The sequence below is a fragment of the Nonomuraea sp. NPDC005692 genome (assembly GCF_040631115.1).
Lineage (GTDB): Bacteria > Actinomycetota > Actinomycetes > Streptosporangiales > Streptosporangiaceae > Nonomuraea.
On record NZ_JBEXYU010000044.1, the window covers coordinates 51,147 to 71,531 of the forward strand.

The 20,385-nt window shown below is 68.1% G+C and carries 16 protein-coding genes; 11 read left to right on the forward strand and 5 right to left on the reverse strand.

The window, feature by feature from the left end; all coding sequences use genetic code 11:
• Window positions 1-18 precede the first annotated feature (18 nt).
• The 8 genes from ABZ459_RS47540 (at window position 19) to ABZ459_RS47575 (ending at window position 8,129) form a co-directional block, all read left to right on the forward strand.
• Window positions 19-3,120, forward strand: a complete 3,102-nt coding sequence (locus tag ABZ459_RS47540; RefSeq protein WP_357986328.1) for an amino acid adenylation domain-containing protein — start codon at window positions 19-21, stop codon at window positions 3,118-3,120.
• The gene (locus tag ABZ459_RS47545; RefSeq protein WP_357986331.1) at window positions 3,120-3,872 is read left to right on the forward strand and encodes an alpha/beta fold hydrolase; all 753 of its coding nucleotides are present in this window, start codon (window positions 3,120-3,122) and stop codon (window positions 3,870-3,872) included. The genes ABZ459_RS47540 and ABZ459_RS47545 overlap by 1 nt, the downstream gene beginning before the upstream one ends.
• Before the next feature lie 129 nt (window positions 3,873-4,001).
• Complete coding sequence (locus ABZ459_RS47550) at window positions 4,002-4,670, forward strand: hypothetical protein (protein WP_357986334.1); 669 nt, start codon at window positions 4,002-4,004, stop codon at window positions 4,668-4,670.
• Between the two features lie 84 nt (window positions 4,671-4,754).
• Window positions 4,755-5,171 carry a nuclear transport factor 2 family protein gene (locus tag ABZ459_RS47555; RefSeq protein WP_357986337.1) on the forward strand — a complete coding sequence of 139 codons (417 nt, stop codon included), beginning with the start codon at window positions 4,755-4,757 and terminating at the stop codon, window positions 5,169-5,171.
• Window positions 5,172-5,330: 159 nt separating this feature from the next.
• The gene (locus ABZ459_RS47560; protein WP_357986340.1) at window positions 5,331-5,867 is read left to right on the forward strand and encodes a hypothetical protein; all 537 of its coding nucleotides are present in this window, start codon (window positions 5,331-5,333) and stop codon (window positions 5,865-5,867) included.
• 302 nt (window positions 5,868-6,169) lie between these two features.
• The gene (locus tag ABZ459_RS47565; RefSeq protein ID WP_357986343.1) at window positions 6,170-6,670 is read left to right on the forward strand and encodes a hypothetical protein; all 501 of its coding nucleotides are present in this window, start codon (window positions 6,170-6,172) and stop codon (window positions 6,668-6,670) included.
• A 270-nt stretch (window positions 6,671-6,940) separates the two neighbouring features.
• A complete protein-coding gene (locus ABZ459_RS47570; protein ID WP_357986346.1) occupies window positions 6,941-7,507 on the forward strand; it encodes a hypothetical protein in 567 nt (188 codons plus the stop codon).
• Between the two features lie 94 nt (window positions 7,508-7,601).
• On the forward strand, window positions 7,602-8,129 hold the full coding sequence (locus ABZ459_RS47575; RefSeq protein WP_357986349.1) for a hypothetical protein: 528 nt from the start codon (window positions 7,602-7,604) through the stop codon (window positions 8,127-8,129).
• Window positions 8,130-8,139: 10 nt separating this feature from the next.
• On the opposite strand, the gene ABZ459_RS47580 is transcribed toward ABZ459_RS47575, so the two are convergent.
• The 5 genes from ABZ459_RS47580 to ABZ459_RS47600 form a co-directional block, all read right to left on the reverse strand.
• Window positions 8,140-9,003: an EamA family transporter gene (locus ABZ459_RS47580; RefSeq protein ID WP_357986352.1), complete on the reverse strand. Its 864-nt coding sequence runs from the start codon at window positions 9,001-9,003 to the stop codon at window positions 8,140-8,142.
• 3 nt (window positions 9,004-9,006) lie between these two features.
• Entirely contained in the window at window positions 9,007-10,107 is a 1,101-nt protein-coding gene (locus ABZ459_RS47585; protein ID WP_357986355.1) for a M24 family metallopeptidase, read from the reverse strand.
• 25 nt (window positions 10,108-10,132) lie between these two features.
• Window positions 10,133-11,626: a pyridoxal-dependent decarboxylase gene (locus ABZ459_RS47590; RefSeq protein ID WP_357986357.1), complete on the reverse strand. Its 1,494-nt coding sequence runs from the start codon at window positions 11,624-11,626 to the stop codon at window positions 10,133-10,135.
• Between the two features lie 293 nt (window positions 11,627-11,919).
• On the reverse strand, window positions 11,920-12,891 hold the full coding sequence (locus ABZ459_RS47595) for a transposase (protein WP_357986360.1): 972 nt from the start codon (window positions 12,889-12,891) through the stop codon (window positions 11,920-11,922).
• Window positions 12,892-12,978: 87 nt separating this feature from the next.
• Window positions 12,979-13,218: a hypothetical protein gene (locus ABZ459_RS47600; protein ID WP_357986363.1), complete on the reverse strand. Its 240-nt coding sequence runs from the start codon at window positions 13,216-13,218 to the stop codon at window positions 12,979-12,981.
• Between the two features lie 537 nt (window positions 13,219-13,755).
• Here ABZ459_RS47600 and ABZ459_RS47605 point away from each other — a divergent pair.
• From ABZ459_RS47605 to ABZ459_RS47615, 3 genes are read left to right on the forward strand one after another with little or no spacing between them, the layout of a single operon-like run.
• Window positions 13,756-15,951, forward strand: a complete 2,196-nt coding sequence (locus ABZ459_RS47605) for a TerB N-terminal domain-containing protein (RefSeq protein ID WP_357986366.1) — start codon at window positions 13,756-13,758, stop codon at window positions 15,949-15,951.
• On the forward strand, window positions 15,948-17,267 hold the full coding sequence (locus ABZ459_RS47610) for an ATP-binding protein (RefSeq protein ID WP_357986369.1): 1,320 nt from the start codon (window positions 15,948-15,950) through the stop codon (window positions 17,265-17,267). Before ABZ459_RS47605 ends, ABZ459_RS47610 begins: the two co-directional genes overlap by 4 nt.
• Window positions 17,239-20,160, forward strand: a complete 2,922-nt coding sequence (locus ABZ459_RS47615) for a DEAD/DEAH box helicase (RefSeq protein ID WP_357986372.1) — start codon at window positions 17,239-17,241, stop codon at window positions 20,158-20,160. Before ABZ459_RS47610 ends, ABZ459_RS47615 begins: the two co-directional genes overlap by 29 nt.
• Window positions 20,161-20,385 lie beyond the last annotated feature (225 nt).

The window sequence follows — 20,385 nt, forward strand, 5'->3', positions numbered from 1 at the left end:
CAGAGAGGAGGACATCCCATGTCACGCAGCCACAGCGTCACCCCGCCCAGCGATCGGTTCGTCTCCACGAAGCCCTTTCCACTGACATCAGTCCAGCAGTCCTACGTGCTGGGCCGCCGCGTGGATGAGCCCGCCGGCGGTGTGGGCTGCCACATGTACGTCGAGTTCGACGGGCACGGGGTGGAACCGGAGCGGTTGGACGCCGCTCTGATCCGCCTGCAGGCTCGGCATCCCCTGCTCCGCACGGCCTTCTCCCACGAGGCCGATCACGGCACGCCGCTGGAAGGGCCGGTCGGGCGGCTGACGACAGTACGCACGGCACGCCCGGACGACGTCCGTGATCACATGACGTCCCAGATTTTGGAGGTGGATCGCGGCCAGGTCATGGACATACGGCTGTCGCTCCTGCCGGGCGGCGCCACACGACTGCATCTGGATGTGGACCTGCTCGCCGCGGACCCGCCGAGCCTCGGCATCCTGCTGGCCGATCTCACCGACCTCTACCTCGCGGACGGGACCCTCCCTCCGCTGCACTACGACTTCACCGCCTACCGGGAAGCGAACCCTGAGCCTGCCGAACCGGATATTCGCGGGTGGGAGCGTCTGACCAAGGGGCGCAGCCTGCAGCCGCCCCAATTTGCCTTGCTCAAGGCTCCCCTGAGCGTTTCCGGAGCCCGCTTCACCCGTCGGGACATGACGCTTTCTCCCGCGCTGTGGGAGCAGATCACGCGGAAGGCGCGCGCGGAGGGCCTGAGCGGGGGGTCCGTGCTGCTAGCTGCCTACGCCCACACCCTGGGGCGGTGGAGCCAAAGCCCGGATTTCCTGCTCAATCTGCCGTCGTTCGATCGCTCGGCGACGCATCCCGACGCTCAACGCATCGTGGGGGACTTCACCCGCCTGAACTTGCTCAGCATCGCCCCGAACAGCGCTGTCAGTCTCCGCCAACTGGCGCAGATCACACACCAGGGCCGTCTCGCGGCGATGTCGCCACGCCTTGCACCGGCTCCCGCGGCCCTGCGGCGTCTATGGCGTGAGCGGCACGAAACGGTGTCGCCAGTCGGAGTGGTCTTCACCGACCTGCTCGACGTCGACCTGATCCCCGACCGGGCCCAACGCTGCTTCGGGCGACTCTCTTGCATGATCACCCAGACATCGCAGGTGTGGCTCGACTGCCTGGCCCAACAGGAGGACGGCGGGGTGCGGCTGTCCTGGGACGCGGCCGAGGAGATCTTCCCGCCCGGCATGCTCGACGGGATGACCGAGTACTGCGGCGACGTCCTGGCCGCCTTCGCCACGTCGAACTGGGACGACAAGCCTCCGGTCCACCTGCCTGCGGCGCAGCGGCGTACCAGGGCCCTGGTCAACGACACCCGGCGAGCGGAGAGCGGGTGGCTTCTGCACGAGCGCTTCTTCGCGCTGGCCGCGTCAGATCCGGACGAGCCGGCGCTGATCGGTGAGCGGTCCATCGTCTCCCGGGGCACCCTGGCCGATCGTGCGCTTCGAGTGGCCGGCCTGCTACGTTCGAGGGGCGTCCGCGCGGGCGAGCCGGTCGCTGTCTCCCTTGCGGACGTCATCGACCAGATCGCCGCCGTACTCGGAATCCTGGCGGCGGGTGCATGTTACGTCCCGATCGGTCCGGATCAGCCCAGCCGACGCCACGAGGCCATCCGGCGCACCGCCGGCGTGCGCCTGACGATCGGCGACCGTACCGCACCGGGGCAGGTGACGCTGGAACAGGCCGCCGCCGCCCAGCCGCTGGTCCGTCCCGTCGCCGTCCCGGCCTCCTCGTTGGCCTACATCATTTTCACCTCAGGCTCGACAGGTTCGCCGAAAGGCGTAGAAATCTCACACCGGTCGGCGGTCAACACGGTGGAGGACATCAACGACCGGTGGTCTGTCGACGCTTCCGACCGCGGAATCGCCATCTCCGCACTGGACTTCGATCTGTCCGTGTACGAGATCTTCGGTCCGCTCATGGCCGGTGGCGCCGTGGTGATCCCCGGCGCCGAATCGGCACGCGAGCCGCAGGCGTGGGTGAGACTGCTCCGCGACCACTCCGTCACCGTGTGGGACTCGGTGCCGGTACTGCTGGACATGCTCATCACGACCGCGGAAGAAACGGGGCAGGCACCCAGCAGCCTGCGATTGGTGCTCACCGGCGGCGACTGGATCAGCATGGACCTTCCTGGCCGACTGCACGCGCTTGTCCCCGGCTGCGTGTTCGTCGGCTGCGGTGGCGCCACCGAAGGAGCGATCTACTCGAACTACTTCCAGGTGGATCGCGTCGATCCCCAATGGCCGTCCATTCCCTACGGCCGCCCGTTGGGCAACCAGCGATATCGCGTAGTTGACGAGCAGGGCCGGGACCGGCCCGAGTGGGTCACGGGGGAGATGTGGATCGGCGGGGCAGGGGTCGCTCGCGGCTACCGAAATGATCCCTCCCGTACGGCGGAGCGTTTCGTCGAGCATGGCGGGCAACCCTGGTATCGGACGGGAGACCTGGGCCGGTACTGGCCTGACGGCCTCCTGGAGTTCCAAGGACGCGCCGACCACCAGGTGAAGATCAATGGCTTCCGCATCGAGCTCGGTGAGATCGAAGCAGTTCTGGCAGCGCACCCAGCCATCGCGCGTGCCGTTGCAGTGGCCGCCGGTCTGGGTGGAAGCCGACGTCTGATCGCCTACCTGCTGCCGGCAGGCGAGACCATGGACATCGCAGAGATCAAGCGGCACACCGAGAGCCGCCTGCCCCAGTACGCGTGGCCGGCGCACTACCTGGTGCTGCCCGAATTCCCGCTCGGCAGCAATGGCAAGGTGGATCGTCAGGCGCTGGCGGCCTGGGGGGCGCCAGAGGCGCCGACCGCGCCCGCGGAACCACCCCAGGGCCGTACGGAAGAAACGTTGGCCGAGGAGTGGTCGCGCATCCTTGGCCGCCCGGTGACCTCACGCCATGACCGCTTCTTCGACCTGGGCGGCGACAGCCTGCGAGCGATGCGTCTCTCGACGGCCGTCGGTGTCCGCTTCGGGCGCGAGATCCCCTTCCGTGCCCTGCTGCAGGCAGCCACGGTGGCGGGTATGGCCGAGCTGGTGACCCGGAGCGGGTCGTACCTCGGAGAGCGGTAGTGACCGAGTCGCCGATCAGCCCGAACGGGCGAGGTCCCGCAGGGCAGTGGCTGAGAAGGCTGGGCGGTCGCGGCGCGATCTCGACCAGACTGCTCTGCCTTCCGCACGCCGGTGCCGGTGCCAGCGCCTTTCGCAACTGGCTGCCGCATCTCCCCTCTGGATGCGAACTCTGGGGCGTGGCCTATCCGGGCAGGGAAGACCGCCTCGGCGAACCACCGGCCGAAGATGTGCTGACCATGGCCCAGCACATCGCCTTCGCCTTGCAATGGGTGACCGACCAGCCATACAGACTGTTCGGGCACAGCATGGGCGCGATACTGGCGTACGAGACGTGCCACGCGCTGCGGCGCCTCGGCCACGCGGCTCCCCAGCACCTCTTCGTCTCCAGCAGCCCACCGCCGGCCCGGATAGCCGCCGTGACCACGGCAGAACGCTCGGACACCCGGGTCCGCTGGCTGCCCGGGGGACCAGAGGAGGGCGAACGCGAACAGCTCGCGGATCTCGCCACGGAGACACTCGACGCCGACCTGGCGATGCTCTGCTCCTACCGCGACCCGACCATGGCCCGATTGACCGCTCCGGTCACCGCGATGCATGGTGCGGCCGACCCGGACATGGACAGCAGGTGGGCGCCGGAATGGAAACGGCATACTGCCGGGGATTTCGAGGTCGCCATCCTTCCGGGAGACCATTTCTACTGCTTCACGGCGCCACATGACGCTCTGGGAATCGTTCTCCGCGGACTCCGCTGATTTTCCGCTGACATTTCGGCAAAATAGCAAATCAAAAAAGGTCGGCAGGCATTGGTCGATGGGATTCTCCGGATACGATGAGGGTAACCCGCATAAATCGGCGGGCGATCGAGAAGAGAAGGGGAAGAAATGGCCAACAAAATCGACGCCGCGATTCCCGTCCCCGATCAGTACGGCCAGTTCTGGGTGTTCTCCGGGAACCACTGGGTGCGGATCGCCCTGAAGGACGGCCAGCCGCACGGCGACGAGGTCGTGCGCGGTCCGGGCGGCTTCGACGAATGGCCCAGCCTGCAGGGCTTCGACCATGTCGACGCGGTCATCCCGGTCCCCAATGAGCACAGCCAGTTCTGGGTGTTCTCAGGGAACCAGTGGGTGCGCATCTCCGTCACCGGCGGTGAACCCCACACCGACACCGTCGTCCTGGGCCCCGGCGGCTTCGACCAGTGGCCCAGCCTGCAGGGCTTCGAGAAGATCGACGCCGCGATTCCCGTCCCCGACCAGTACGGCCAGTTCTGGCTGTTCTCCGGGAACCACTGGGTGCGGATCGCCCTGAAGGACGGCCAGCCGCACGGCGACGAGGTCGTGCGCGGTCCGGGCGGCTTCGACGAATGGCCCAGCCTGCAGGGCTTCGACCATGTCGACGCGGTCATCCCGGTCCCCAATGAGCACAGCCAGTTCTGGGTGTTCTCAGGGAACCAGTGGGTGCGCATCTCCGTCACCGGCGGTGAACCCCACACCGACACCGTCGTCCTGGGCCCCGGCGGCTTCGACCAGTGGCCCAGCCTGGCCAAGTTCTAGAGCACCCCTCCCGGCGAACCCGGCATGCGACCCACGTGACGCGTCGGTGGCATGCCGGGCCGGGGGCCGACCTCAGGAGACAACATGCAACGGCCCGACGAACTACGCGACAAGCGCAACGAACTGTTCAGGAACCTCGAGAGCCCCGACACGTCGAGCAGATTCTTCGACCAGGTCGCCGACGACGTGCGGTGGCTGCTGCTCGGCAACCATCCGCTGGCCGGCGAATACCACAGCAAGGCGGATTTCCGCCGGGCGACGTACGAGCGGCTGACGCCGCTCACCGAAAACGGTATTCAGATGAATATCGAGGGGGTGCACATCGACGGTGACATCGCGATCGGTGAGATGACCAGCAGAACGGTCGCGCTGGACGGAAAGCCATACGATCAGATCTACGTGTGGGTATGCAGATTCGACGGGGATACCATCGTCGAGGTGCGCGCCTATGTCGACAGCAAGCCAGTCTACGACATTTTACGTCTGGAACGGCACAACTAAGCCGACCTTCGGGCTCCTGTTCCGCTATAAGCGGTCACAGCCCGCACGTCCGCCCCGGCTGAAAGCCATGGCTCGGGCACCGGCGGCACAACGCCGGCGGCCGACCGGTTGGCGATTCGGCGGACGACTCATCTGCCCGAACGAACGGAGCGCCGTTCGATGTATCGACTGGTGCATATTCTCGCCATTCTGCTCTCGGTCGCATCGGGGATCATGCTGCTCCCCGGGGCCGCCTCAGCCGGTGTCCTGGACGTCACCTGTTCTCCGCCCAGCAGTGACACCGCCATCTACGATCCACCACTGACTCCGACCGCCCAGTCGAGCACCCTGACCGCCTCGACGCAATACGGGCCATGTCTGTCGACCAGCGTGTCCGGCCTCACCGCCGGCTCGCGCGGAGCCCAGAACACCTCCGTCCGGTCCTGCCTGGACCTGCTCGGCGCGGGCACGACAACATTCACCATCACCTGGAACACCGGCCAGACCAGTGCCGTGTCCGGCAACAGAACGACCACCATCGTGGGCGCGGCCCTGGTCGTGACCATCACCGGCACGGTCACCTCTGGACTGTTCGCCGGCGACAGCGTCCTGCAAACCGTGACCGGCCCCTCGGCCGATGTACTGCTGTGTACCGCCGGCCTCGGCACCGTCTCCAGCATCTACTCCACCGTCACGTTAGAGATCACGTCCATCTAGGGCGTTCGCCGAAATCTCGGGTATCCAGCCACATCGGCTGACAGAAGAGGTGGCTGGCCCCTGTCCGCGATCCGCCGACTCCTCACCGGGCTCGTAGTCAGCCTGGCTCTGGCAGCCACCGTGCCGTCTGCTCTGAGCAACGCCGAATCCATGCGGCGTAGTGGCCGCCACGCCGTCCTGCCCCCATCACCGGCACCGATACCCAGTGAGGACATGCCGGGCGTCGCGCTCTCGGACGAGACCTCGCCGGCCATCACTGTTCCTTTTCGTCAAACGCTGCACGCACCCTCGAAAGGGCCCCCATGCATATTCGTAGGCTGTTCGCCATCTCCGCGCTCGGCGCAGCGTCCCTCCTGGCTGCTTCCCCACCCGCCTCCGCCCAGGACACGTTCGCGGTGGTCTGCGAGAGCGTCCATCACGACATCGACGTCAACTTCGCCTCGGGACACGCCGTCGGCGACGGCACTTGGAATGTCTGTGTGTCCGTCACCGACCCGAGCATCGTGCGCGGCGAGGTCCGGCCCACGTCAGGCAGCGTCACCGGCAGCGCCGCGAACGTCGTGGTGAACATCCCCACCTACACCGTCGACTTCGTCGATGCCCATGACGACCTGGTCCGCACCGTCGTCTACGACGGCACCCTCTCCTACCTCGGCCCGCTTCCCAACGTCATGGTCGCGACCATGACGGCCATCTCCGGCGCCACTCTCACAGGTGGAGCCGGCACCGCCACCCGGACCTGTCCCACTGCCAACACCTGCGACTACAGCAACACTTTCGCCAGCATGGGAGTCGCCTACTGAGCCGCATCCGGTCACGGAGACAACCCGCAGGACGCCGGCCGTCTCCGTGACCGGAGCTGAGCAAGCGCTCTGCCGTCGAAGATCACATGGACGACTCCACTGCCCGCCGGGTCCCAAGTGCGACCGAGGCGTCGCGTCCCCCTTCCTGATCCTGCGCTCGCCCTCCGGGGGGTGCGAGGCAGGCGCCGGCCGCCCCGCACCGACCAAGCCTCCGGCGCCCCCCACAACCATCGCCGATTCCACACCTACGACGCAGGAAGGCGAACCTTCATGCTCAATCCAGCCCTCCGTCCCACAGCCCAAGCCGATGGCCGCCTCTTCCGCCTCGTCGCCACTCTGGTGCTGATGCTGGCCGCCCTGCTCGTCCCCGTGCTCACGCCCCAGCCGGCGCATGCCGCTGACCCGCTGATGGTGTGCACCGGCAACGTCGACCAGCAGTACGACCCCGGCCTGCTCCTGACCCCGCAAACCGTGCAGTTCACCGCGTCGATCGGGTACGCGACCTGCCTGGGCGACCCCGAGGTCTTCGACGGCTACACCGAACTGCACGCCACCGTCACCAACAGCTGCCTGCTCAACCAGCTTTTCGGCAACGCTTTGCAGACCATCACCTGGAACAACGGCCAGACCAGCACGTTGGCCGTCAGCGAGGTCCGCGTCATCGCTGGCGGCACCGTCACCATCACCGGCACCGGCAGCGTCCTGAGCGGTCGCTATGTCGGGCACAAGGTCGTCCAGACCACCGTCATCGCCACGCCCGACGTTCTGGACTGCCTCGCCCCACCGGGAGTCACCAAGGCCTCCGGCAACGTCACCTTCGCCATCCTGCCCCTCTGAAACTGATTCCTCCGACCGGCCTTCGCGCTTCTCCGGGCGTGAGGGCCCGGCCGACGCCTTCTGCTCAACCTCCGATCGATGAAGGAGTCTCGTCGTGATCTGTTCGCTTCGCCGGCTCATGCTGGCTCTGCTGGCCGCCGCCGGCGTGCTGTTCCTCAGTGCTCCGGCCGCACTCGCCGCCGCCCCGGCCTCAGCCATGACCGGCCCATCGGTGCAGGACCCCGCCGGCGTATTCCGGTTCAGCGCGAGCGACGCGCACGTGGAGCCGGGGGAGGTGGTCACCTTGACCGTGCGTTATACCAACAAGCTCGGCACCACCGCCACGGCGGCGGACTTCGACTACCTCGCCCTGCCGCTGCTCGCCGGCTTCATCAGTCCCATCTGCGGGGGGCCCGACAGCGGCCTGCCGAACATATGCGCAGCAGAGGGCGTCGAGGGCGGAGTAACGTTCGTCACGATCCCGGCTGCAGAAACCCGTACGGTGGCCTGGTCGGTGACGGTGCCTCAGACGACCACTCCAGGCACTGACCTGACCTTCACACCGGTCGTCGTCACGGACGCTCCCCTTCTGGGGCTGCCCAACGTGTACTCCGTGCCGCCGCTGACGATCCACGTCACCTGACCGACGACGGTCAGCCGTCGGCCGGACTGGCCCAGCCCAGTAGGCACAGCGCCACAGCGACCACTGGCAGCCCGATCCGCTGCATGCGGCTGAACCGTTCGGCCAAGACGAAGCGTGCCAGCAGCACGGTGGCCGCCGGGTACAGGGCGGTCAGCACGGCCGCGATGCTGAGCAGCCCGCTGCGGGTCGCGAACAGGTAGCAGCAGTGCGCCAGCGCCTCCAGCGCTCCGGCTGCCACCGCGAACCCGGCCGCCGCGGGCTGCTCTCGCAGCTCGCGCGCGAGCCAAGGCCGCAGCCGCACCGCCGCGAATGCCAGCGCGGAGACCGTGTAGCAGACGAGCAGCGGAACCAACCCTGCCTGGGGCCGGGTGTGGGGAAGCACGACGAAGAACGCACCGAACGACAGGCCCGCCCCAAACGCCATGGCTACCGTCACCCCGAGCCGGCCCCGTCGTGCCGCGTCCCGTGAAGGAGGGGGCCGGGATACCAGCACCACACCGGCCAATCCCAGCGCGGCTCCGGCCATGCCCTCAGCTCCGGGGCGTTCGCCAAGGGCCAGTCCCGCGGCCAGTGGGACCCCTGCCACGCAGACCGCGCTGAGGGGGGCCACCACGGACATCGGCCCGCGGGCCAGTCCGCCGTACAGCAGCGCTCCGCCCGTCGCGGCGAGCAGGCCCGCGACCGCGCCCCAGGCCAGGTCGGCGGCGAGCGGCCGGCCAGGGACGAGCCCGAGGGTGACCACCAGCAACAGGCCCGCGGTCACCTGGGCGATGAGCAATGTCGTGGCCACAGCCAGACGCCGGCCGGCCAGCCCACCCAAGAAGTCCGATACCCCGTAGGAGAGGGCGGCGGCCAGAGCGAGCAGCGCGTTCATGGCTCAGCTGAGCGCCGATGCCGTCGCGGCGAGCGGCCGCAGCCCGCCGTCCTCGACAACGAAATCGTCCTCCACCTTCAGCACGAACAGGTGCTCGCCCACTTCGACCGTCGTCTCGGGTTCAAGGGCTATGACCTGTCCCGCCCGCAGCACCCGGTCCTCGTCCATCCTGTCGGCGCGGTGGATGGTCGGCAGTTCGCACGCGCGCAATCCCACCCCGTGCCCGGTCGAGTACGGCGTACCTGGCATACCTTGACGAGCGAGGCAGTCGTTGATCGCCGCATGCACTGTGGTGCAGCGCACCCCGGGGCGCACCGCCTCCTGCCCGGCCATGTGCGCGACGAGCAATCGGTCGTAGGCGCGCCTTACCTCGTCCGGCACCTCGCCGAGGAAGCCTGTGCGGGCAAGATCGGAGGCATAACCTCCGCGCCCGTAGCAGCCGATGTCGAGGAAGAAGGGCTGCCCCGGGGCGAGGGCGGAGCCGTCTGCGAACCAGCTCCCTGACACCTTCCGCACGTTGCACACCGCATGGGTGAGGAACTCCGCTCCGGCCGTGTGCTGGCCTGCGGCGGCGCGGGCGAGCAGTTCGTGGTCGGTCATCCCCGGCCGGGCCTCCTCGATCACCGCCCGGATGGCCGCCTCATTGGCCCTGCTCGCCGCCTCCAGCAGACAGATCTCGTCAGCATCCTTGATCTCCCGCAGGATGAACAGCTCGCGTGCGACCGGCCGAGTGTTCGACCCCGCCCCGCCCAGCAACGCCGGATCCACCCCCTCGTAGCCGATGAGCCGGGCTCCGCGCCGCCGCAGCTCGTTCCCGATCGCCTCCGACCAGCGGCGGGGATGGCAGGCGGCGGGGGCCCATGACGGCAACGGGTGCAGAGCCCGTACGCACTCCGGAACATCGCCTGGCCGGGCTACCTGCTCGTCCACGTACGGCACGAACAGATCCGCCTCTCCGGAGGCGTCCACGACTGCCGCGTACCAGTCGTAGGCTTCGCTCACGAGCTGGGTACGGAAATCCGTGGCATACCGGATGTGATCGGCGCCGCCCAGGACCAGGTGGTCGACGCCGAGCTCCGCCATCAGCATGGCCACCCGGGCCATGCGACGTTCTCTTAGCGCGGCCATGTCAACGGGAGGCCAGGAGAACACGGCGCTCCTCCTCCTTCCCGGCCTCTTCGACCACGGCGATCAGCTCATCGATGTCACGCTCGGTGGCCAATGGGTTGATCATGGTGAATTTGAGGAAGATCCGCTCCCCGCGCCTGGTACGGCCAAGTACGGCTCGGCCCTCGTTCAGCAGGCGGCGGCGCAGCGCCGCGTTCACCTCGTCGGCCTGCTCAGGCCGCCCGGGAAGGTAGCGGAAGACCACGCGGGTGAGGGAGACCGGTGCGGCGAGCTCCAGGCGCGTCCGTGCGATGATCAAGCTCTCGGTGTACCTTGCCAGGTCGTGGCAGCGGTCCACCAGATCGGCCAACCCTCGCCGACCCACCGCGCGGAACACGGCGGCCACTTTCAGCACGTCGGCTCGCCGGGTCGTCTCAAGGGTCCGGCCCAATCGGTTGGGGAGCCCCGCCGACTCGTCGTCGGCGGGATTCAGGTACGGAGCCTCCCGGTGCAGCGGCGCAAAGTCTGCCTCCCTACGTACCAGCAGCACACTCGCCGACGCCGGGTGCCAGGCCATCTTGTGCAGGTCTATCGTCACCGAGTCAGCCCGTTCTATGCCCGCGAACCGACCTCGCAGCCGGCTCGACACGAGCATCCCGCCACCATAGGCGGCATCCACGTGAAACCACATTCCTTGGCGCGCGGCCAGCTCAGACAGCTCCTCCAGCCGGTCGATCGCTCCCAGATCGGTCGTTCCGGCATTGGCGATCAGCATGCAGGGCAGGTCGCCAACGGGAATCGCGGCGAGTGCCCGCTTCACGGACGCCGCGTCCATCACACCCAGGGCATCCGGCTCCGCCACCACCGCGCCGTCCTCGCCCAGCCCGGCGGCCGCGACCGCTCGTCCCACGCTCACATGCGAGTCGCGCGAGCACACCACCCGGAGCCGTCCCGTCGACTCCCGTGGTCCTCCGTGGGAGAGATCCCGGCCGCTCAGCCGCGACCCCGCCACATCCCGGGCCAGCACGACCGCCAGCAGATTCGAGATCGAACCGCCCGGTGTCATCACGCCTGCCGACCCCTCAGGCAGTCCGACCAGGTCGCACAACGCCCGAAGCACCCGCTGTTCCAGCTCCATCGCGAATGGTCCGCTGTCCCAGACGTCCACCGACTGGTTCAACGCACTCACGACCAAATCGGCGGCCGCCGCCACCGCCAAGGCGGGGCACTGCAGGAACGCTGCGGTCGCCGGGTGAGTGAGGTCGACGCTGCCCCAGGCGAAGGCCCGCGCCAGCGGCTCCAGCGCCGCCACATCGCCGACGCCCTCCTCGGGGAACGCGTCCTCGTCCAGAACCTCGGGATCGGCCGCCACGCGGAGCGGGCCACCGGTGGGTAAGGGGCCGGACCGCTCCGCCAACCCGGCCCGGACCGCCGCCAGCGACCGCCCGACCAGCTCGTCGAGCGCAGCCAATCCCTCGTCACTTCCCGCGAACATCGTGAATGGCGGACGCTCCATGGCCTCTCCTTACGGCACGGCAGCAGAAGCGTCCTCTCTCCTCCCGCCGCCGGAAGACACGAATCATTTGGATGGGCCAGCCGTCCCGAACAGCCACATGCTTGTGCCCTTGAAGGTGACATTCGGAAACACGGAACCGAAGGTGCTGACGCGACCTCGTCAGGGCCGACAAGCGGGGGGTGAGGCCGCAGACTCAGCCGATCACGGCGGGCCTGAGTGCGGGCGGTTTGATCAGCAGCCGGTGCCCGGCCTCGGTGAGGGCGGCGCGTAACTCCGCTTGCGCGTAGGCGGCATCAGTCAGGACGTGCAACCGGCCGCGCTCGTGAGCGAGCAGGCCGGGGGCGATGGCGGCCTCGTGGTGAGAGGCGCCGGGGCCGCAGGGCGACGTCGGTGAACAGGCCGGTCTCCGGCTCGATGGCCAGGTGAGCCTTGTAGCCGTCGTCACGCTGCTGCTGGGTCTTGTGGATGTGACGGGCCTCGGGATCGACGGTGGAGATGATCCGATCGGGTGCGGCTCGGCGGGCGATCCGCCATCGTCCGTCGGTGCCATCGGAGTCGTCAGTTGGTTCGACGTCCTGGCCGGCGATGGGGGCCAGCAGGCCGACCGCCTGCTCGGCTGTCTCGTCCAGATCCTGGCCACTGAGCTGATCGAGCAGGGTGAGAGCGTCGGTGACCAGCCCGCTCACCAGGGCGTTCCTGGCTTCCTCGTCGTCCCAGGCGATCTTCGGCTTTCCCGGGGCGGTGTAGTCATGAGCGTGGCAGTGCGCCGCCACCAGCGCGCTCGCGCCCGGCATCTGGCGGGCCACCCGGCAGATCGCGGCGATCAGCTGGGTGATGGTGTCCTGGGTGGCGACCGCATCCAGCAGCACCGCCGAATCCAGCGCCCGCCGGGCCCGGCCGGTCAGCACCCCGGTCTGCTCCACCACGGTGCGCATGGCCGCAAAGATCCGGTCCGGGTCCACCGAGCGGGCCAGCCGACGCCGGAAGTAGTTCAGCAACGACGGATCGACCCCCTGGTCATACAGCCCGAGCCCGCAATCGGCCTTCCACCGCAGATCGAAGCGCAACGCCGCGACTGACTCCTCATCCGACAGCCCATGCAGTGCCTGCAGCACCACGACCGTGGCCAGCAGCCCCGGCGGCACCGACGGACGTCCGTTGACCGGCGCGTACATATCCGCGAACGTCTCCGGCGGGAACAGTCTCCCCCGGTGTTCGGCCAGGAACGCGAACACGCTCCCGGCCGGGATCATCTCCCGGCACACGACCCACACCTCAGGCCCGACCGGAACCCGCCGACGACCCATCATGACCCGAGTCTGAATCCTGAAATCCCACCTGGCCAGCCAAGATCACGCCGCGCTGGGGCGGCGCGCACGGTCCCGGGCCTGCGTCTCCCTTGGAGGAACCTCGAAGTTGATCAGGCTCATGCGGTGCTCCCAGGCGTCCCACCTCACGTATTTGTGCGCGCCCCAGTAGTAGTTGTCGAAGCGCATGAGGTCGCCGTAAGCCTCGTCTTTGCGCGCCCGGTCGGGTCTGCCGAACGTGGCCAGGAATCCCTCATACGAGGTCAGATGGTAGAAATGGGACACAGTGGGCCGTAGATCGCGAAACCGACGACTGCCCCGACTCGAATGTTGTAAGTGAGCTTGTCGGCGCAGTACGGGAATCCGTTTGGCCGCGATGCACGGTCGACGACCTCGCCAAGGGTCAGCCGACGCCCGTCAGCATCGTAATACTCCCTGTCGACGCCGGCCCCGCTTTGGCGTCGAATGACCATGGAGGACTGAGCCTCGATGATGCTCCGGCGTGGAACCCTGGCCGCCTACCCATAAGGGTGAGGGCATTGGAAAGGGAAGTGCGATTCACCTCGAATGGCTACATGGGGTGCGGATCACGGGGTGGATATGCGGCTGATGTAATGCAGCCTCGCGTTTCATGGTTTCTAGTAATCGGACGGGCCGAAATGTGCCTTTCAGTCATCGCTCGAGGAATCAGAATGATAACGAGCCGCCCTGTCGTGTCTGTGTAGGGTATGCCGGAGGTTAAAGTGCCATCCGTGGCTGGGGATGGCTCCGCGTCTGCCTGTGGCGCAAGCGCTGAGCCCACGGGGTTGGCAGAGGTGATTCATGAGTTTTCTGGACCGCTTTCGACGCAACCCCGCCCCGGTACCAGGTGCGTCGCCGTTGAGGCCCGTGCACCATGCATCGGACCCCCGGCATGGTCGACACGCGCTAAACGCTTCTGCTCCGGCAGCACCTTCGGTAAGCCCGCGCCGTGTCGCGGACCCGTGGCTGCGCCCAGGAACGGGGATTAGCCTCGCGGGCTACAACATCGTCGGCGGACTCCTTTACGTCGGTACCCAGCTGGCCGCGCCTTCGGGCTTCAGGGTGGACCCGGCGCTGATCAACCCGGCATTGCCCGTCGACCTGCGTCAACCGGACTGGGGCGGTCGGGGAGTGGACTATTGGCCGTCGTACAGCGATATTCCGCCGCAGTCGAGGGCCGCCTATCTGGCCTGGCTCGCGGATGGGCGCCGCTTTGCGCAGGCGCCGATCGGCTATGTGTTCCTCTACTTCTATGGGCTTGAGCGGCGAGTCCTGTACGACCTCCAGTGGGACCGTTCCACAGCGGCGATCGAACTGCCGATCATCCATCAGGAGGTCCGCCGTCTTCTGACCATCTACGGTGGGCAGAAAGCCTTCAAACGCTATGCCGGACAGTTCGAGCAGGTGCTGGACATCCTCGCGACGGGAGCCCCGGAACGGGATCCGGCACCGGTGCCCACGCGCGACCACCCGACTCCGTTACGGCTGCGCGCTGGTCTGGGAGCCTTCGCGGCGCAAGGCGTACCCGTGCCCGCTGGCTGGGCGTTGACCTGGATCCGCTCGCATCCGGACTACTACCCGCGCACTCCTGCCACCCGCTGCGCCGCCGAGTTCGACGCACTCTTCCTGAGGCGCTACGCCGCCCGCTACGGTCGGGGGCTGGTCGTGCGGCCAGGCCGCAAGGAGGTCACGCTCGACTACCGGCCCGCCAGCGCCGGCTTCCGCGGTGTCGCCGAGCTGACCCTGCCCGGCACCCCCGACGTCCTCAGCTATGCCGCGCCGACCCGAAAGCTCATCGCACTGGCTGACGAGTGCACCACGGACCTGGAGGCGTACAGCCGCTACCTCGGCCGCGTGCCCGACGGGCAGAGCTCGGTGCAGGCTCAGGCGCTGCTTCCAGCCGAACTGGTCAACCTGTCCAGCAGCGGCGCCGGGCAGGCAATCGCGTGGGCGAACCACCGGCTGGGCCCGCAGGAACTCGCGGTCGTGCCGGTAGGGGAGTTCTCGGCCTTCATCTCCTCGCCGCAGGAGGCCAAGCCGATCAAAAAGGACGTCGTGGCCCTGGCACAGGTGCTGGGCCGGGCAGGCGTCGGCATTGAACCAGATCCGCGCCTAGGTGGGGCAGTGCTCACCTCAGGATCCATGGTCCTGTTCGCGGCACCGGACGGACCGACGGCGGCGGCCTCCGACGCGTACCAGGCCGCGACGTTGCTGCTGCACCTGGCGGCGGCGGTCAGCGCCGCCGACGGCGACTTCGACGAAACAGAACAGCGCCACCTGAGCGACCATCTGGAGAAGGCACTGCACCTGACCGCCGACGAACGGCGGCGCCTGCGCGCGCACCTGCGCTGGCTGACCATCACCCCCGTCAAGCTCTCCGGCCTGACCCGGCGCATCGCGGGCATCGACACGGCCCAGCGCCAGTACGTGGCGGAATTCCTCACCGCCGTGGCCGCGGCCGACGGCCATGTCTCGCCAGAAGAGGTGAAGACCCTTACCAAGATTTACCGCTTGCTGGAGCTCGATCCCGTTCTACTGCCGACCGCCTCCACTCCCGAGCCGGCGACGGAACCGGTCGTCGTTCGCCCTGCGCAACCGGAACGTGGTTACGTCATCCCGCAACAGGCCCCTGCGCCCCTCGTCCGGCTGGACGAGGCAGCAATCGCTGCCAAGCTGGCCGAGACCGCGCGCGTCGGTGCGCTGCTGGGCTCGATCTTCACCGAGGACGAGGCCCCGCCGGCCGCCGTGCCGGTGCCCGCCGCCCCGCCCGTGGCCGGCCTCGACGGGCAGCATTCCGGGCTTGTGCGCGAACTGGCCTCGGCGGAGCACCTCTCTCGGGCGCAGTTCGAGCAACTGGCGGCGCGTTGGAAACTCCTGCCGGACGGTGCCCTGGATCGGATCAACGAGGCCGCCTACGAGCGGGCAGGCGAGCCGCTACTGGATGGCGACGACCCCATCTGGGTCGACCGGAACCTGCTGGGAGAGATGCTGACATGACATCGACTACGATCCGCCCCCGAGAGCGTGACGCCCTGCTGCAGTCCTTGCGGGCCGGCGTCGTACCGCGCATTGGGCAGCGCCACATCCAGGTCGGCCGCGAGGCCGAGGTGAAAGCACTGGTCATCGACATCGACCGGATCGCCGACGGCGGGTCGGCGGTACGGTTCGTGATCGGGGAGTTCGGCGCGGGCAAGACGTTCTTCCTCCATCTGGTGCGTGCCGTCGCGATGGAGAAGAAGCTGGTCACGGCGCACGCCGACCTCAACCCGGACCGGCGCCTGCACTCCAGCGGCGGTCAGGCCCGCAGCCTGTACGCCGAGCTCATGCGCAACCTGGCCACTCGTGCCAAGCCCGATGGGGGAGCGCTGAGCAGCGTGGTGGAACGTTTCGTCTCCACCGCGCTGGCCGAGGCCCAGCAGACGGGAGCCGACCCCTCTCAGGTCATCCGGGGCCGGCTGGCGCACCTGAGCGAGATGACCGGTGGCTACGACTTCGCTGAGGTCGTCGGCGCCTACTGGCGCGGCCACGACACCGGCGACGAGCAGCTCAAGTCGGCGGCGGTGCGCTGGCTGCGCGCCGAGTTCGCCACCAAGACCGAGGCGCGTTCGGCGCTCGGCGTACGCACGATCATCGACGACACCACCGTTCACGACCATCTGAAGCTCATGAGCCGATTCGTACGGCTCGCCGGATTCGACGGGTTGCTGGTGTGTCTGGACGAGATGGTCAACCTCTACAAGCTGGCCTCCACCCAGGCCCGCAACTCCAACTACGAGCAGATCCTGCGCATCCTCAACGACACGCTCCAGGGCACTGCCGCCCACCTCGGATTCGTCTTCGGTGGCACTCCGGAATTCCTGGCCGACAGTCGGCGCGGCCTGTTCAGCTATCCGGCCCTGCAGTCACGGCTCGCCGAGAACACCTTCGCCGCCGCCAACCTGGTCGACTACTCCGGCCCTGTGCTGCGCCTGGCCACGCTCACACAGGAGGATCTGTACGTCCTGCTGGCCAAGCTTCGTCACGTCCAAGCCGGTGGCGATGCCTCCCGCTATATGCTGGCCGACGACGCCCTGGCCGCCTTCATGCATCACTGCGCCAGCCGCATCGGTGAAGCCTACTTCCGCACGCCTCGCACCACGATCAAGGCGTTCTGTGACCTGCTGGCCGTGCTGGAGCAGAACCCCGGCGTCGACTGGCGGCGAATCCTGCCCTCGGTGGAGCCCGCACCGGACACCAACCCCGACCTGGCACCACTCGAGGAAGACAGCGACGGAAGGCCCGGCGATGACGACCTCGCCTCCTTCCGGCTCTGAAGCCTTCGAACGCCTGCACCCCAAGGTCCAGCAGTGGATCTGGCAGCAGAACTGGCGCGAACTGCGTGAGGCGCAGGAAGCCGCCGTCGCGCCGATCCTTGACCGCCGCCGGGACGTGCTCATCGCCGCTGCCACCACCTCCGGCAAGACCGAAGCCGCGTTCCTGCCGATCTGCTCCGTCCTGACAGAGCAGCCGGACACCCCAGGGTTCGCCGCCGTCTACATCAGCCCGCTCAAGGCCCTCATCAACGACCAGTACGGCCGGCTCGACCAGCTCTGCGACCATCTGGGCATCACGGTCTCCCGCTGGCACGGCGACGTCGCAGCCTCGGCCAAGAGCAAGCTGCTCGACCGCCCCCGGGGCATCCTGCTGATCACGCCGGAGTCGCTGGAGGCCATGTTCGTCCTGCGCGGCCAAAAGATCCGCGACCTGGTCGCGTCCGCCCGCTACCTCGTCATCGACGAGTTGCACTCCTTCATCGGCAGCGAACGCGGCGCCCAGTTGCAGTCCCTCATGCACCGTCTCGACCTGGCGGCCCGCCGCCGCATTCCCCGCATCGGCCTGTCGGCGACCCTCGGCGACATGGGCAAAGCCGCCGACTACCTGCGCCCGCGGTCCGGCGACGACGTCACTGTCATCGTCTCCAGCAGCGACGCGCAGGAGCTCCGCCTGCAGATCCGCGGGTACGTCCAGACCGCGCCCACGCTCGACCCGCGCGCCCGCGCCGCTCAGGAAGCGCTCGGCGAGGAGGTGACCGCCGACGATGTCGCCACCGGCGACCGGCTCGCCATCGCCGACCACCTGTTCGCCACGCTGCGCGGTTCCCACAACCTCGTCTTCGCGAACTCCCGCGCGGCCGTCGAGGACTACACCGACCTGCTCAACCGCCGCTGCGAGGACGCCCGCGTACCGGACGAGTTCGTGCCCCACCACGGCAACCTGTCCAAGGACATCCGCGAGCACGCCGAAGCCCGTCTCAAGGACCGCACCCACCCGGCCACCGCCATCTGCACCTCCACCCTGGAGATGGGCATCGACATCGGCTCGGTCACCTCCGTCGCACAGCTCGGCGCCCCACCCAGCGTCGCCGCCCTGCGGCAACGCCTCGGCCGCTCCGGACGGCGCGGCGGCCCGGCCATCCTGCGCCTGTACATCAGCGAACCCGAAGCCACCCCCACCATCCATCCGGCCGACGAACTTCGCGCCCAGCTCGTCCAGTCAATCGCCACCATCGAGCTGCTCCTGCAACGCTGGTACGAGCCACCGGCCGCCGCAGCTCTGCACCTGTCCACGCTCACCCAGCAGCTCTTGTCCCTCATCGCCCAGCACGGCGGCATCACCCCGGCTGACGCCTACCGCGCCCTCTGCGGGCAAGGCCCCTTCGGTGTCGTCAACAGCCCCGCCTTCGCCGCACTACTGCGCGACCTCGCTGCCGCCGACCTCATCCGCCAGGAGAGCGACGGGCTCCTCCTGCATGCCGAAACAGGGGAGCGGCTGGTCAACCACTACACCTTCTACGCCGCCTTCGCCGCCCCCACCGAATACCGCATCGTCACCGACGGCCGCACGCTCGGCAGCCTGCCCCTCGAACAACCGCTTCCTGAAGGCAGCCTGCTGATCTTCGCCGGCCGGCGCTGGCGTATCCAGGCGATCGACACCCACGCCAAGCTCATCGAGGTCACCCGCGCCTCCGGAGGACGCCCGCCCCGCTTCACCGGCACCGGCCCCCTCGTCCACGACCGCATCCGCACCACCATGCGGCGCCTGTACGAACAGACCACTGTCCCGGCCTACCTCGACGCCACCGCCCGGAGCCTGCTCGCCGAAGGCCGCGCCACCTACCGCCGCCTCGGCCTGCACGACACCCCGCTCGTCGGCTACGGCAACGACACCCTACTGTTCCCCTTCCGCGGCGACGCCATCATGACCACCCTTGCCCTGGCCCTGCACACCCACGGCGTGGACGTGATCCGCTACGGAGTCGCGCTGCTGATCAGCGACATCACCCCGCAGGCCGCCGCGGACCTCCTGTCCGACCTGGCGGCAGAGGGCGTTCCCGACGCCCTCGCCCTGGCCGCGCTCATCCCCGACAAACGCGTGGACAAGTACGACGACGTCATCGGAGATGAACTCCTCACCCTCTCTTACGCCCGCCGCCTCGACGTCGCCGAAGCTCAGCAGTCGATCGATGCTCTCGCAACCACCACCCAGCACAGCCGGGCGGTCAACCTGGATGCGTCCAAGCCTGCCGCACCGCCACGGCGACACCGCATCGGTTCACTGCCGTACGCCATCGTGGACCTCGAAACCACCTGCCTGGACACCCGCAAGGCCCGCATCGCCGAGATAACCGTCATCCGCCTTCACCCCGACGGCAGCGAAGACCGCACCTACTCCAGCCTGGTCAACCCTGGACGCAGCCCCGGCCCCACCCACATCCACGGCCTCGCCAAGGAGGACCTGGCAACGGCGCCTCACTTCTCACAGATCGCCGGAGACGTCGCAGCCATGCTCGACGGCGCGATCGTGGTGGCTCACAACGTCCGCTACGACAGCGAAGTCCTCAGCGCAGAATTCGCCCGCGCCGGCTACGCCCCCGACAACCTCATGACCTTGTGCACCCTGACCCTGGCGCGACGCTTCGGAGCGCCAGGATCTTCCCGTCGTCTCGCCGACTGTGCTGCCGACGAAGGAATCGACAACGGTACAGCGCACCAAGCCGAGAGTGACGCCCGTACATGCGCCACCCTGCTGCAGATCTACCTCGAACGAGCAACGGCACAAGGACTGCAGTGGTTCAGCGAGATCGGTGCGACAGGACAACTGCCGGCGAGGCCATGGTGCACGGCACCAGTCTCTGCTCTCACTCGACCTCGCGTCATGCCGGAGTGACGGAAGCTCACGGTCACTTGCGGTAGGCGCGGACTCCTCCCGGTCGATCTCCGTCGACGCCTCGGACCACAGTACTCATCGGGTGTTCCTCATTGATCAGGAGTTACACCGTTGTTTTTTTTACAGTCCCTGTAAGGTCGACGACCTGCTGAAGAGCGCACCGGTGCCGGCCTGATGTAGGTGCGTTTCGATCCGCGTGGGAGCCCGCCGTCCGGAAACGGCAGG

Coding starts and splice junctions, on each gene's coding strand:
- ABZ459_RS47555 (WP_357986337.1), top strand. CDS start 4,755: ATGCAACGGCCCGACGAACTACGCGACAAGCGCAACGAACTGTTCAGG.
- ABZ459_RS47585 (WP_357986355.1), bottom strand. CDS start 10,107: ATGGCCCGGGTGGCCATGCTGATGGCGGAGCTCGGCGTCGACCACCTG.
- ABZ459_RS47580 (WP_357986352.1), bottom strand. CDS start 9,003: ATGAACGCGCTGCTCGCTCTGGCCGCCGCCCTCTCCTACGGGGTATCG.
- ABZ459_RS47605 (WP_357986366.1), top strand. CDS start 13,756: ATGAGTTTTCTGGACCGCTTTCGACGCAACCCCGCCCCGGTACCAGGT.
- ABZ459_RS47570 (WP_357986346.1), top strand. CDS start 6,941: ATGCTCAATCCAGCCCTCCGTCCCACAGCCCAAGCCGATGGCCGCCTC.
- ABZ459_RS47610 (WP_357986369.1), top strand. CDS start 15,948: ATGACATCGACTACGATCCGCCCCCGAGAGCGTGACGCCCTGCTGCAG.
- ABZ459_RS47615 (WP_357986372.1), top strand. CDS start 17,239: ATGACGACCTCGCCTCCTTCCGGCTCTGAAGCCTTCGAACGCCTGCAC.
- ABZ459_RS47560 (WP_357986340.1), top strand. CDS start 5,331: ATGTATCGACTGGTGCATATTCTCGCCATTCTGCTCTCGGTCGCATCG.
- ABZ459_RS47540 (WP_357986328.1), top strand. CDS start 19: ATGTCACGCAGCCACAGCGTCACCCCGCCCAGCGATCGGTTCGTCTCC.
- ABZ459_RS47565 (WP_357986343.1), top strand. CDS start 6,170: ATGCATATTCGTAGGCTGTTCGCCATCTCCGCGCTCGGCGCAGCGTCC.
- ABZ459_RS47590 (WP_357986357.1), bottom strand. CDS start 11,626: ATGGAGCGTCCGCCATTCACGATGTTCGCGGGAAGTGACGAGGGATTG.
- ABZ459_RS47550 (WP_357986334.1), top strand. CDS start 4,002: ATGGCCAACAAAATCGACGCCGCGATTCCCGTCCCCGATCAGTACGGC.